Source organism: Ancylobacter novellus DSM 506 (assembly GCF_000092925.1).
Classification (GTDB): Bacteria; Pseudomonadota; Alphaproteobacteria; order Rhizobiales; family Xanthobacteraceae; genus Ancylobacter; species Ancylobacter novellus.
Window position 1 is genome coordinate 3377141 of sequence record NC_014217.1, and the last position, 13344, is coordinate 3390484.

11 protein-coding genes are annotated in these 13344 nt (G+C 66.8%); 3 read left to right on the forward strand and 8 right to left on the reverse strand.

The features are described from left to right. Positions 1–24 precede the first annotated feature (24 nt). From SNOV_RS15950 to SNOV_RS15985, 8 genes are all read right to left on the reverse strand, one after another. The gene (locus SNOV_RS15950) at positions 25–1164 is read right to left on the reverse strand and encodes a glycosyltransferase family 4 protein (RefSeq protein ID WP_013167991.1); all 1140 of its coding nucleotides are present in this window, start codon (positions 1162–1164) and stop codon (positions 25–27) included. 98 nt (positions 1165–1262) lie between these two features. After that, positions 1263–2615 carry a lipopolysaccharide biosynthesis protein gene (locus SNOV_RS15955; RefSeq protein WP_144296009.1) on the reverse strand — a complete coding sequence of 451 codons (1353 nt, stop codon included), beginning with the start codon at positions 2613–2615 and terminating at the stop codon, positions 1263–1265. Next, positions 2575–4572 carry a polysaccharide biosynthesis protein gene (locus tag SNOV_RS15960; RefSeq protein WP_244412772.1) on the reverse strand — a complete coding sequence of 666 codons (1998 nt, stop codon included), beginning with the start codon at positions 4570–4572 and terminating at the stop codon, positions 2575–2577. The genes SNOV_RS15955 and SNOV_RS15960 overlap by 41 nt, the downstream gene beginning before the upstream one ends. A gap of 48 nt (positions 4573–4620) precedes the next feature. Beyond that, positions 4621–5772, reverse strand: a complete 1152-nt coding sequence (locus SNOV_RS15965) for a DegT/DnrJ/EryC1/StrS family aminotransferase (RefSeq protein ID WP_049785745.1) — start codon at positions 5770–5772, stop codon at positions 4621–4623. A gap of 40 nt (positions 5773–5812) precedes the next feature. Further along, the gene (locus SNOV_RS15970; protein ID WP_244412776.1) at positions 5813–6553 is read right to left on the reverse strand and encodes an acetyltransferase; all 741 of its coding nucleotides are present in this window, start codon (positions 6551–6553) and stop codon (positions 5813–5815) included. Continuing rightward, positions 6454–7056 carry a sugar transferase gene (locus tag SNOV_RS15975; protein ID WP_013167996.1) on the reverse strand — a complete coding sequence of 201 codons (603 nt, stop codon included), beginning with the start codon at positions 7054–7056 and terminating at the stop codon, positions 6454–6456. Before SNOV_RS15975 ends, SNOV_RS15970 begins: the two co-directional genes overlap by 100 nt. Then, complete coding sequence (locus SNOV_RS15980; RefSeq protein WP_013167997.1) at positions 7053–8489, reverse strand: O-antigen ligase family protein; 1437 nt, start codon at positions 8487–8489, stop codon at positions 7053–7055. Before SNOV_RS15980 ends, SNOV_RS15975 begins: the two co-directional genes overlap by 4 nt. Positions 8490–8576: 87 nt before the next feature. Beyond that, positions 8577–8990 (reverse strand): hypothetical protein, encoded by a 414-nt coding sequence (locus tag SNOV_RS15985; RefSeq protein ID WP_013167998.1) that lies wholly within the window; start codon positions 8988–8990, stop codon positions 8577–8579. Between the two features lie 393 nt (positions 8991–9383). On the opposite strand from SNOV_RS15985, the gene SNOV_RS15990 reads away from it, so the two are divergent. Genes SNOV_RS15990 through SNOV_RS16000 form a run of 3 tightly spaced genes read left to right on the forward strand, consistent with a single transcriptional unit; the run spans position 9384 to position 13342 of the window. Continuing rightward, positions 9384–10229, forward strand: a complete 846-nt coding sequence (locus SNOV_RS15990; protein ID WP_013167999.1) for a tyrosine-protein phosphatase — start codon at positions 9384–9386, stop codon at positions 10227–10229. Continuing rightward, entirely contained in the window at positions 10180–10977 is a 798-nt protein-coding gene (locus SNOV_RS15995; protein ID WP_013168000.1) for a polysaccharide biosynthesis/export family protein, read from the forward strand. The genes SNOV_RS15990 and SNOV_RS15995 overlap by 50 nt, the downstream gene beginning before the upstream one ends. A 31-nt stretch (positions 10978–11008) precedes the next feature. Then, positions 11009–13342, forward strand: coding sequence for a GumC family protein (locus SNOV_RS16000; protein ID WP_013168001.1), 2334 nt, complete (start codon positions 11009–11011; stop codon positions 13340–13342). Positions 13343–13344 lie beyond the last annotated feature (2 nt).

Genomic DNA, 13344 nt, shown 5'->3' on the forward strand with positions numbered 1-13344 from the left:
GCACGCCGCCCAATGGCCGCGCGCCTACCTGCCAACCGGACCCGCGGCGTCCGGCGCGCCTATCCACGCAAGAAACCGCCGTGCCGCCGCTTCGACGTCCATATGGCGCCGGCCGACCTCCCAGCCCACCCGGCCGATCCGCTCAGCCTGCGCCGGATCGTCCACCACGCGCCGCATGCCCTCGGCGAAGGCCTCCACGCTGTCCGGCGGCACGAGATAGGCGGAGACGCCGTCCTCCAGATAGAGCCCGATGTCGCCGGTCTGGGTGACGACCACGGGTCGGCCGGCCGCCAGATACTCCGCGAGCTTGGTGGGAAAGCCGCCCGTTGCCTGCTTGGAGCTCGGCCGGCAGAGCACGAGCGCGCTCGCCCCATGCAAGACCGCCGGGACCTCGGAGGAAGGAATGGCGGCATGCAGCCGGACGATTCCCGCAAGGCCCTGCCCGTCGATCATCTCCCGCACCGCTTCGGCCTCATGCGGGTAGCCGTGTCCGTACATGTCGAGCTGGCTGTCCGGATAGATCTCGAACAACCGGCGGAACGCGGCGACGAGGCTCAGCACGCCGTCCTTCCGCTCGTTGAGCGAGCCGGTGTAGACGAAGGTGAAAGGCCCGCCGCGCGGCTCCCACTCCTCGCGCGCGCCGAACACGGTGGTTGCCGGAATGGTCAGGATGGCGGCGTGGGGATTGAGCGCCTCGACATAGGCGCGCAGCGCCCGCGAGATCACGACCTGCCGGTCCACCGCGCGCACGAAGACCTTCTCCCAGAACCACAGCGAAAACCGGCCGTAGAGGGAGCACGGCAACACTTCGGAGGGATATTCGGTGATCTCGTGGAGGATGCGGACCCGGAAGAGGCGGGCCACGACGAGGCATTGCAGAAGCAACTGGGGATCGGTGCTGAACACCAGCAGGTCCTGCCGCGCGCGCCGGAGCTGCGAGATCAGCAGCGGCATGACGCAGATCGCCAGCGCCAGCCGCCAGGGGAGACGACGCGCGAAGGCCGGGAGCCCGACGACGGGAAAGCCAAGGTCGGGCGGCGGCCGGCGCGCCGGATTTATCAGCGCGACCTCAGCACCCTGCGAGGCTAGCGCGCGCAGGAAATTCGCTTGGCGCGCCTGCGTAGCGCCGGGAGCGCGAAAATCCATCGCCGACAGGGCGATCATCGGCGCCGTTCCGTGAGTTCTTGATCAAGCGCGCTTGGGAGCGCCAGCAACACTTCGCAATGGGCAATCGATCTTCGCCGAAGCAACTGGCGCACGTTCTACCTCCTCATCGCGAAGTAATACATCGTCGGCAGGACGATCACGCCATAGCCGATCATGGTGATCATCGGCGCGATCCACACCGAAGTGGCGGTGACGAAGGTCAACTTGGCGACAGCAGTGAAGGCCAGCATCAGCGTCCACACACAAAGCTGCGGGCTTATCTGCGCCCGTGCATTGAGGACCATGTTGAACGGCGAGGTGAGCGCCATGACGATGGAGAGGCCGGCAAGCATCGCCAGCGTCATCCGCTGGTCGACGAAGTTCTGCCGCATCCAGAGCGAGATGATCAGGTCGCCGAACAGCACGAGAACGATGCCGACGGCCGCGACGCCGAGCGCCCCGAGCAGGCTGATCCGCAGCGCGCTCCGGCGGATCCAGCCGAGGTCGCGGCGAGCATAGGCCTCTCCGCTCGCTGCCCAGAAGGGGAGGCCGATCACCGTGATCATCAGCCCCATCAGCGAGCCCAGCTTCGCCGGCACGGCATATTGTGTTACCGCCTCCGCCCCCGCGTTATGGGCGATGACAAGATTGTCCATGTTCAGGGCGGCGGAGACGAGCAAGGAAAGCAGCAGGAACCTCGCGCCAGTGGAAAGCAGATCGCGCGCAGCGCCTCGACTGACGTCGGAAAGCCGCGGGCGCAGTTGCGGATAGCGCCCGAAGTACCACGCCGTCGAGACGGCGAGCATGGCGACCGGCGCGCCGGAATAGGCGAGGATCACCAGCCAGGACGGCAGAGCGGCACGGATCGCGACAAGGCAGAGGGCGATCGAGAGCAGCGAAGCCGCGACCTGCCACAGGCTGCTCAGCCAGACCTGCTGGTACGCGTACATGACCCGCTGGATGATGGCAGACGGCAGACCGGCGAAGAAGGTGACGAGCGTGACAAGCACGGTCGGCACAAATTGCGGCGCCACTGGACTGCCCGGCAGAAGCCCGAGGCCCAGAACCACAAGCACCGCCCCACTCGTCAGCACCAGCGCGATGATTGTCAGCGTCGCATAGCTCGAGGCGATCAGCTCCCGCATCGTCGCTGTGTCGCCCGCGCCATAGGCGGCAGCGAGCTTGGTCAGCAGGCTATTGCCGATACCGAGGTCGCAAAACGCCGCCATGCTGGTCAGCGAGACGGCGATCACCCAGATGCCGAATTCCGCGTCGCCGAGATAGCCGAGCATCGCCGGCATGACGATGAAGGGCGCGACGAGCCCCAGGCCGCGGCCGAGCCCTCCGCCGAGTATGCCGGTCAGCAGCCGCCTTGTGCGCTGCGCCTGGAGAGCCTGTTCCATTTGCGTGCTGCCGGCTCGAGCGCCCCTAAAAGCTTCCATCGCGCACGAGATGCGCCGGAGCCGCATGCTCGCGACCCTCGTCTCGCATGAGGGGCAGCTCGGCCCCGCCACCCGCGGGCTCCACGCCCTCGGCGGCAGGAGAAAAGCCGACCTGAGCGCCCCGAAGGATCGCGCGGACACGTTCGGGCGCGTGAACGTCGCATGCCTCCTTCAGGTTCTGAAGGATCGAGGCGAGTTCCGGCCAGTCGAGGCTGCTCTCGCTGGCGGTGAGGATGCGCGGATGCACGGTCGGGACGGCGTCGCCGCCGATGAGCAGTTCCTCATAGAGCTTCTCGCCTGGACGCAGCTGCGACATCACGATCTCGATGTCGCCACCCGCCCCCGCGCCATCGCCGTGCCCGGGCTGGCGAATCACGGGATTGAGGCCGGACAGGCGTGCCATGCGCATAGCGAGATCGATGATGCGCACCGGCTCGCCCATGTCGAGCACGAACACGTCGCCACCTCGGGCCAGCGCGCCGGCCTGGATGACCAGTTGCGCCGCTTCCCGGATAGTCATGAAGTAGCGCGTCATCTCATGATGCGTGACGGTGATCGGCCCGCCCGCCTCGATCTGCTGCCGGAATAGTGGGATCACTGAGCCGGACGAGCCGAGCACGTTGCCGAAGCGGACGATGGAGAAGGTCGTCGCCGATTGCTGGCGCGCCAGCGCCTGGCAAACCAGCTCGGCGACGCGCTTGGAGGCGCCCATGACGCTGGTCGGGCGCACCGCCTTGTCGGTCGACACCAGAACGAAGGCGCCGACCCCCGCCTCGATGGCCGACCGCGCGACCGTCTCCGTGCCGAACACGTTGTTGCGCACGCCGTCCACGACGTTCTGCTCGACCAGCGGTACGTGCTTGTACGCCGCGGCATGAAAAACTGTCTGCACGCCGTGCGAGCGCAGCGCTGCGCTCACGCGCTCCCCATCCTGCACCGAGCCGAGCAACGGCACGAGGGGAAGCTCCAGCCTCTCGCGCGCGGCGAGCATCGCAAGTTCCCGCTCCACGCTGTAGAGCGCGAATTCGGAGTTCTCGAGCAGCACCAGCCGCGCCACGCGCTGCCGGGCGATCTGCCGGCACAGCTCGCTGCCGATGGAGCCGCCGGCGCCGGTGACCATCGCCGTCTTGCCGCGGATGTTGGCATCGAGCAGGTCTTGCCGGGGCGGAATGGGATCGCGGCCCAGAAGATCCTCGATGGCGACCTCGCGCGTCTCACTGATAGTGGCGCGGCCGACGACGATGTCCGCCATGCCGGGAATCGTAAGCACGCGCACGCCGAAGGGGTCAAGGCGTTCGACGATCGCCTTGCGCTGCTGCCGGGTAGCGCTGGGAATAGCGAGCAGCATGCTGCCGATATCGTGCTGGGCGATCAGCTCGCCGATGCGGTTCGGTGAATAGATACGGCAGCCGCCGATCTCGCGCCCGTGCAGCTCCCGGGCGTCGTCGATGAAGGCGACGGGCGCGTAGTCGCCGCTGGCCTGCAGCGAGGCGAGCAACTGCCGCCCCGCGCTGCCAGCACCATAGATCAGCACCGGGGAGGAGAGACGCGAGCGGCTCTGCCGATATAGCCCCCGCAGGCCGAAGCGTCCGCCGCCCAGAAGAAACATGGCGAGCAGCCAGTAGATGATCGGGACGGAGCGCGGCAGGAACAGGTCCAGCCGCTGCCCGACCACGAAGAGCGAGGCCGCGGAGATGGCGAGGCCGAGGGCGAGCACGCGCAGGGTGCTCGCCGCGACATGCCGGACCACCGCGCGGTACAGCCCCAGCCAGGCGAAGAACGCGATGGTCGGGGGCAATATGATCGCAAAAGCGACCCAGCTTTCGCCGACGAGCGCCAAGGAGAAGCCGTCGAGGCGTAACGCCATCGCCAGCAGGAAGCTTGCGCCGAGAAGCGCCGAGTCCAGCAAGCACAGGACGAGCCGCTTCTTTCGCCGGCTAAGGCCAAACGCATAGCCCAGAAAATCGGAGCGCAGCTCCATCATTTCCCCCGAGGAACTGACGCTGCCCGCAATGCAGCGATCGACCCTCCATCAAGATGCGGCGCGGACAACCTCTGCAGCGACGTTCGCGGTATGCCGAACCTCGGCCTCGGTCAATGTCGGATGCACTAGAAACGCAAGGCTCGTCTCGCCGAGCTCGCGCGCGACGGCAAGCGGCGTTTTCGGCCGCCACGGCGTCCCGTCGAACGCCTTCTCCAGATAGACTTCCGAACAGCTTCCCTGATAGCAGGGAACGCCGCGCGCGCCGATCTCGGAAACGATCCGGTTCCGGCTCCACCCCGCCCGCAGCCGCTGCGGATTGACATAGGCATACAGCCTGTAGCGGCCATGTGCCGAATGAACCTGCGATCGGCTTCCGGATCGATCCGGCAAACGCAGGGGTTTCTCTTCGCCGGCGTACGGCTCCAGCGCGTCCAGTATGATGTCGGCGTTCGCCTGCCGCGCCGCCGTCCATTCCGGCATGCGTCTCAGCTGGATCCGGCCGATGGCCGCCTGCATCTCGAGCATCCGCCAGTTGGTGCCGAAGCTCTCGTGCAGCCAGCGGAAGCCGGGCGGGTGCTGGCGCTCATAGACTGCGCTCCAGCTCTTGCCATGGTCCTTGTAGGCCCACATGCGCGACCAGAGGGCGTCGTCATCGGTCGTCACCATGCCGCCTTCGCCGCCGGTGGTCATGATCTTGTCCTGGCAGAAAGACCAGGCGCCGACATGGCCGATGGAACCGACGCTGCGGCCGCCATAGCGCGCGCCATGCGCCTGCGCGCAATCCTCGATCACCTTGAAGCCGTGGCGCTCGGCAAGCTCCATGATCGGCGCCATGTCGCACGGCCAGCCGGCGAGATGCACCACGATCACCGCCCGCGTGCGCGGCGTCAGCACAGCGGCGATGGTCTCGGCGGAAAGATTGCCGCTATCGCGGTCGACATCGGCGAAGACCGGCGTGGCGCCGGCATTCACCACGCAGGAGACAGAGGCGATGAAGGTACGCGGCGTAACGACGACCTCGTCGCCCGGGCCGATGCCGAGGCCATGCAGGGCAAGATCGAGCGCCACCGTTCCGTTCGCCAGCGCGATCGCATGCCGGGTGCCGACCCAGTCGGAGAATTCGCGCTCGAAGAGGCGCCCCTCTTCGCCCGTCCAGTAGTTCACGCGATTGGAAGCGAGGACGCGTTGCACCGCGTCCATCTCTGCCGGCGTGAAGCTGGGCCAGGGCGAGAAGGGGGTGTTAAGCACGGCCGTCCTTCCGTTTGTCTTGTCGGCGTGCCGGCACGCCGACGTAGGTGCCAGGGTTGGGAATGTGCTTCACCACCGCCGCACCGACGCCGATCGTCACGTCGTCGCCGATCCGGATGTCCTGCTTGACCGAACTGCCGGTGCCGATCCACGAGGTGGCGCCGACGATCACGGCGCCCGACAACGTGACGCCCGGCGCGATGTGAGTACCGTCGCCGATCTCGCAATCATGGTCGATCCGCGCGCCCGTATTTACGATCACCGCGTCGGCGATCTTCGCCCCGGTATTGATGATGGCGCCCGCCGCGATGAAAACGCCCTCTCCCAGCCGCGCGCCGCGGCTGATCACCGCCGACGGATGAACGATCGACGGCGTCGCATAGCCGGCTCGTTTGAGATCGTGAAACAGCGCCAGCCGACGCCGGCCGTCACCGATGGCCACGATGGCGGTCGGCCATCGGTCGACCAGCGCGCTCATCATCTTCATGGCGCCGAGAACCGGGAACGGCACCGGCCCCGGCAGCGCGTCGTAACGGTCGTCGAGAAAGGCGATCTCCTCATAGCCGCAATCGAGCGCGGCATCGGCGACGACGCGGCCGTGCCCTCCGCATCCGAGTATGAGGAGAGGGGTTTTCATGACCTCTTGCTGCCCGCTCCCGTGAACTTCGGCATGGTCGCTTCCCCAGCGGCGCTGATACCTTCGCGTTCGAAGACCTTCGCCAGCGTCAGCCACAATATCCTGATGTCGAGGGCGAAGCTGCGATGGTCGACATACCAGACGTCGAGCGCGAACTTCTCCTCCCACGAAATGGCGTTGCGGCCGTTCACCTGCGCCCAGCCGGTGATGCCGGGGCGCACCTCGTGCCGACGCGCCTGCTCGGGGGAATAGAGCGGCAGGTATTCGATCAGCAACGGTCGCGGGCCGACCAGGCTCATCTCGCCCTTCAGCACGTTGAAGAGCTCCGGCAACTCGTCGAGGCTGGTGGAACGCATCCACTGCCCGAGCCCCGTGATCCGCTCTCCGTCCGGCTGTGGCATGCCGTCGGCATCGCGGCTGTCGCGCATGGTGCGAAATTTGATCAGCTCGAAGAGAGCGCCGTGCCGCCCCGGACGGGTCTGCCGAAAGAATACGGGCGAGCCCATCCGCCAGCGTATCAGCGCCGCCAGCATCACAAGGAGCGGCGACAACGCGACCAGCGCGACACCGGCCACCACCATGTCGAACACTCGCTTCATGGCCGCACCGATACGGTCGGCGCACCCGCCGGAGCCAAGCCCTCATGTGCCGCCCGGCGCATAGACTCCCGCACCGGCTCACCCATGGTGAAGGCAGCGGACACTCTCCGCGCCGGCGTCATCAGCGCACAGCAGGCGGCGAGATAGGCCAGCATGGTCGCGGTGCGCAGCGGATAGTCGACGACGGAGTGCAGCATCAGCAGCAGCACGGCCAGCGACGCGCATTGTTGCACGATCAAATGCCTCGTGCCCTCCCCCGGCGCCGGGCGGATCCAGATATGGAAGACCCGCAACGCGAACCAGGCGAGGAACAGCGCGACCAGCAGCATACCGGCGATGCCGGTTTCCAGCGGGAACTCCAACCAGTCGTCATGCGCGCGGTTGACATATTCGGGCCGCAGATCCCGGCTGCCCTCATAGACGGCATAGACCGAGGGGAAGGTGCCGAGCCCGGTGCCGAAGGGCAGCGCATCGCGCACCGCCTGCAATGTCACGGTGTTCAGCGTCGCGCGCATCTGGTCGACGAGGCCGGCATCGAAGCGCGACAGGAAGCGGTCGGCGCCGAGCTGGCCGACCAGCAGCAGCAGCGCGGCCATGATGGCGAAGATGATGCCGCGCACGCGCCTCGGCCGGCGCTCGCGGCCGCGCAGCGCCGTCATCAGCGTCGGCGACATCGCCACCACGGCGGCGGAAGCAACCAGCGCCAGCAGGATGCCCGCGCGCGAGCGAGCCAGGGCGATGCCCGCGAGCAGCAGCAGCGCGACGCAGAACACGCCGGCCAGCCACAGCACCTTGCGCGACGTCGGCGTGCGCGAGGAGAGCAGGTGCTCATCGCGGGTGGCGAGCCAGGCGACGCCGAGCAGCAGCGTCACATAGAGCTGCGCGGCGAAGTGATTGCGGTTGGCGAAGAAGCCCACCGCTTCCTCGCGATTGCTGATGGCGAAGAAGCGCAGCGGGCTGTCCGGCCCCTGCAGCACCTGCAGCACGCCGACGGCAAGGCTTACCAGGCCGAAGACGACGAACCAGCCGAGCAGCCGCAGGCGCTGCTCGCCCCCGAGCACGCTCACGAGCAGGAACAGCGCCAGCGGAGGCACCACCGCCGCCACCGCCGCGAGGCTCATCGCTGGATCGATAGACGAACTGCCCGTGGCGGCCAGTCCCTGCGGCGCAGCGCCGGCCGCAGAAAGATGCGCAGAGATTCCTGCCCATCCATAGACACCGAACAGCGGCACGGCCTGGGCGAGGACGATGATCACGCCGCAGGCCGCCATTGCGAGGCCGAGCAGGAGCTCCGCTGACCACGGATTGCGGCGCGAGGCGCCGACTGCGAACCTGTCAAGCCAGAGCCATGCCGCCAGCAGCAGCGCCGGAATGGAGAGAAGCTGCAGCAAGACATCGGCGAGATAGCCGGACCGCGTCGCTCCGCCCAGCATGATGCTGGCCAAAAGCAAAAGGACCGACGTCCAGTACGCCGGTCCTTCCTTGACGTGCGGTCTCTGGAACAGAGCAGCCAATCCCGATCAGGGGCTGATGGGAAAGAACGGCGTATTGCTGTCGTCGTTGGAGAGAGCGATCGCGGCGCCGATGCCGCCCGCGATGACCACGGTGCCGACGACCACGGCGCCCGTATTTGCATCCTGGAACAGGCCGCAGCCCGGCAGCGTCTGAGTGCTGGAGCTCGAAACGGTCACGGTGCGGGCGCCACCGAAATCGACGGTGGCGCTGCCGATACCCTGAACCGAAATGCGATTGCCCGAATAGACCGAGGCGCCGACCGAGGCGGGCTTAAATCCGGCCCCACGATCCACCAGCACCGTGCCCTGCGCCGCCACAAGGACGCCAGACGTCGAGCAGGCACCCTGCGCGCTCGCGGCACCCGCGCTTACAACCGCCACGGCGCCCGCCAGCGCCATGAGCGACAATATGCGATTCATCCCCCCGGACTCCCTAATCGGCTACAGCTGAAAAGCCTAGCACCTTGGTACCATCTTCGCGGCGGCAGGCAAACGGCGCGGCACGGTGTATCGACCACAGGTGGCATTTGGGCGACTGGCGCGGCCGAAATGCAACAAAATTCACAGCGAAAGCAGCAACAAATTACCTGAAACTGGTTAATGTGAAGTGAAATCGTCATAAATTTCGCATCCTTCACCCGCCACGCCGCCGAATCGTCGCGGTATGGTTGCAACCGTCGGGCGCGAATCCTATAAGCGTGGCACCCATCCGTCGTCGCTGAGACTGCTGGCGATGCGGGTCGAAGCCGAGCGGGAACGGCGGCGATCACCCCGGGGGCAATGGGGTGGCCGAGGCGGAAGCCACCACAGCAGATGATCGATCTCCACAGCCATATGCTGCCCGGCATCGATGACGGTGCCGCTGACCTGTCGGTCACGCTGGAGATGGCGCGGATGCAGATCGACCAAGGGGTCGAGATCGTCGCCTGTACGCCGCATATCCTCCCGGGCGTGTTCCACAATGAGGGGCAGCAGATCCGCCAGGCGGTGGACAGGCTGCAGAATGCGCTCGACGAGGCTGGCCTGCCGCTGGCGCTCATGCCCGGCGCAGACAACCATATAGTGCCTAATTTCGTCACCGAGCTGCGTCAGGGCCGGCTGCTCTCCCTCGGCGACACCCGCTATGTGCTGGTGGAGCCGCCGCACAACGTTGCGCCGGCACGGCTCGACGAATTGGTGTTCGGTATCGCGCTGTCGGATTATGTGCCGGTCATCACTCATCCCGAACGGCTGAGATGGGTCGAGGACAAGTACGATCTCATCAAGCGCATGGCCGATCGCGGCATCTGGATGCAGGTTACCTCCGGATCACTCGTCGGCAGGTTCGGACGACGGCCGAAATACTGGGCCGAGCGCATGATCTGCGAAGGAATTGTCCATATCCTCGCCAGCGACGCCCATGATATAACGAGCCGACCGCCGGATCTTGCGGCCGGACGGCAGGCTGCGGAACGGCTGGTCGGCGCGGATGAGGCCGAGCGGATGGTCTCCGGACGGCCGCTGGACATGGTGTTGAACAAGGCGCCCGCCGACTGCGCGCCGATAGGGGTGGAAAGGTTCGATGGGGCTGGGGGGAAAGACGGGGGCGATCTGCCGGCAGTTCGCGGCCATGGCAGCGGCGCTCTACTTGGCCGGCTGCGTCGCTTCCTCAGCCGATAAGACCGCGGCGCTCAGCGAAGGCGCGTCGTCGGCCCCCGCCACGGCGAGCAGCTATGCCGAGCCGACCGAACGCGCCACCACGAGCACCGCCGCCGCTCCGAAGCCGACGGCAACCGCCGCCATCCCGGTGAGCGGCCATGCCGCCAACGTCCCGGCAAGCGAGGTCAGCATGGCCACCGCGGCAGGCACGCCGGGCAGCGAAGGCTACCGCGTCGGCCCGCTCGACGTGCTCGACATCACGGTGTTCAAGGTCGAGGACCTGTCGAAGATCGTCCAGGTCTCGGAAAACGGCAGGTTCAACTTCCCACTGGTCGGCGACGTGCAGGCGGGCGGGCGGACGGTTAGCGAGATCGAGAAGGACCTCGCCGCCAAGCTCGGCGGCAACTATCTGCGCAACCCGCAGGTCACCGTGCTGGTCAAGGAATACAACAGCCACCGCGTCACGGTAGAAGGCGCGGTCAAGAAGGCCGGCGTCTATCCCATGCAGGGGCCGATGTCGCTGATGCAGGCGCTCGCCACGGCGGGCGGTCTGGACGAATTGTCCGATGGCTCGATCATCCTTTTCCGCCGGATCGACGGACAGACCGCGGTGGCGCGGTTCAGCATGAACGACCTGCGCTCGCAGCGGGCGGACGACCCGTCGCTGCAGGCGGGCGATATCGTCATGGTGCCCTCCTCAGACCTGAGGCTGGGCATCCAGTACATCCTCAGGGCGGCGCCGCTCCTGAACGCCTTCGTGCTATTGTGACGACATTCGACCGAGGGATCGAGACCATCTGATGCGGGATGAGGGGGTGGAGGGCGGCCGGCCCGGCGCAGGCGAGCGGAACCTGCCGGCACCGATGGAGCCGCGCAACGTGCCCGCGATGCGCGAAAGCTATGGCTACGGCGTCGCGGGCTATCCCGACTACGCGGAAGAATCCGAGCTCGCGGCAACGCTGCGCTATTTCATCGGCATAGCGTGGAAATGGCGCACGCTCATCCTCGGCACCGCAGGCGCCTTCCTGGCGATCGGCCTTGCCTATTCCTTCCTCGCGACCCCGCTCTATTCGGCCAATGTGCGCATCCAGATCGACCGCGAACCGGGCAAGATCGTCGACAACGGCACCATGGCGCCGGCCGAGCTCGGCGGCGCGGAATTCCAGAAGACGCAATATGAGCTTCTGAAGAGCCGCGGCATGTCCGAGCGCGTGGTGGCCTCGCTGGCGCTTGACCAGAATGCCAGTTTTACCGGTGGCTCCACGGGTCTCCTGCGCGGCATGATCGACTTGTTCTCGGCGTCATCCGAGCCGACGGACGAGGCCGAGCAGCAGGACAAGGCCCGCAGCCAGGCGGTGCGCCGGATCCAGAACGGCGTCGACATCAAGCCGGTGCCAGCCTCGCGCCTCGTCGACATCGTCTACACCGACCCCTCGCCGCTGCGCGCCGCCTCGATCGCCAATGCCTATGCCGATGCGTATGTCGCCTCCAATCTCGACAAGCGCTTCGAGGCGAGCGCCTACGCCAAGGTGTTCCTCGAGGACCAGATCAAGCAGCTGAAGCTGCGGCTCGAGGAATCGGAAAGGGGCATGATCGCCTTCGCCGAGCGCGAGAACATGGTCCAGACCAACGACAAGGTCTCGATCGCCGAGAGCAATCTCGCGGCTGCCAATGCCGCCCTCGGGCAACTCATCTCCAACCGCATCCGCGACGAGGAGACCTGGAAGCAGGTGGAGAACGCCACGGCGATCAACCTGCCCCAGCTGCTGACCAACAGCGTCATCGACGGGCTGCGCACCCAGCGCAACGAGCTCAAGCGCGACTATGAGGAGAAGCTCGAGACCTTCAAGCCGGGCTATCCGGCGATGATGGAGATCTCGAAGAAGATCGCCGAGACCGACCGCCAGCTGGCGACCGAGGTGGCGACCATCCGCAACTCGCTCAAGGCGGCCTACGAATCCTCGGTCAATCAGGAAGCGCAGATGCGCCAGCGCATCGACGAGCTGCGCGCCGACGTGCTCGACCTGCAGAAGAAGAGCGTCCAGTACGGCATCCTACAGCGCGAAGCGGAAACCAACCGCAACCTCTATAACGACCTCCTGCAGCGCTATAAGGAGGTCGACGTCGCCAGCGGCGTGGGCACCAACAACGTATTCATCGTCGACCGGGCGCTGCCGCCCAACTCGCCCTCGCACCCGCGCATCCTGCTCATCGCCGCCGGCTCGCTGTTCCTCGGCCTGCTCGCCGGCTTCGGCAGCGCCAACCTCATCGAGCTGCTCGACGACCGCATCCGCACGCCGGAAGACGCGGAAAAATCCACCGGCCTGCCGATCCTCGGCATCATCCCCAAGGCGTCGTTCCCGAACGGCCTGCTCCCGGAGCTCGCCAATCCGCGTTCCGGCGTCGCCGAGGCCTACCGCTCGCTCGCCACCTCGCTGCAATTCACCACCGACACCGGGCTGCCACGCACCATCGTCGTCACCAGCGCCCAGGCCACGGAAGGCAAGTCCAGCACCGCCATCGCCGTCGCCCGCCACTTCGCGGTCACCGGCAAGCGGGTGCTGATCATCGACGCCGACCTGCGTCGGCCGTCGCTGCACACCAAGCTCGGCCACGACAACGCGGTCGGGCTGACCAACTGCCTGACCGGCATGGCGACGCTGCACGACGTGGTGCAGCCGACCGACATCCCCAATCTCTGGTTCCTCGCCTCCGGCCCGCTGCCGCCGAACGCGGCCGACATCCTCGGCGGCACGCATGTGTTCTCGCTGATCTCGGTCGGGCTGGAGATGTACGACCTCATCATCTTCGACAGCCCGCCCATGCTCGGCCTCGCCGACGCGCAGTTGCTCGGCGCCGCCGCCTCCGCCACCATCTTTGTGGTCGGCGCCGGCGATGCGCGGCGCGGCATGCTGCGCGGCGCGCTACGCCGCCTGCAGATGGCGCGCGCCATGACCATCGGCCTGGTGCTCACCAAATTCGATAGCCGGCAATCGAGCTATGGCTACGGGCACGCCTATGGCTACGGCTATGGCTACGAGCAGGACGGCGCGGAGGGCGGCCAGACGAAACGGTCGCTGCTGCCGAGCTTCACCCGCCGCGAGGCGAAGTCGAACGAATCCGAAATGGTCTGAGC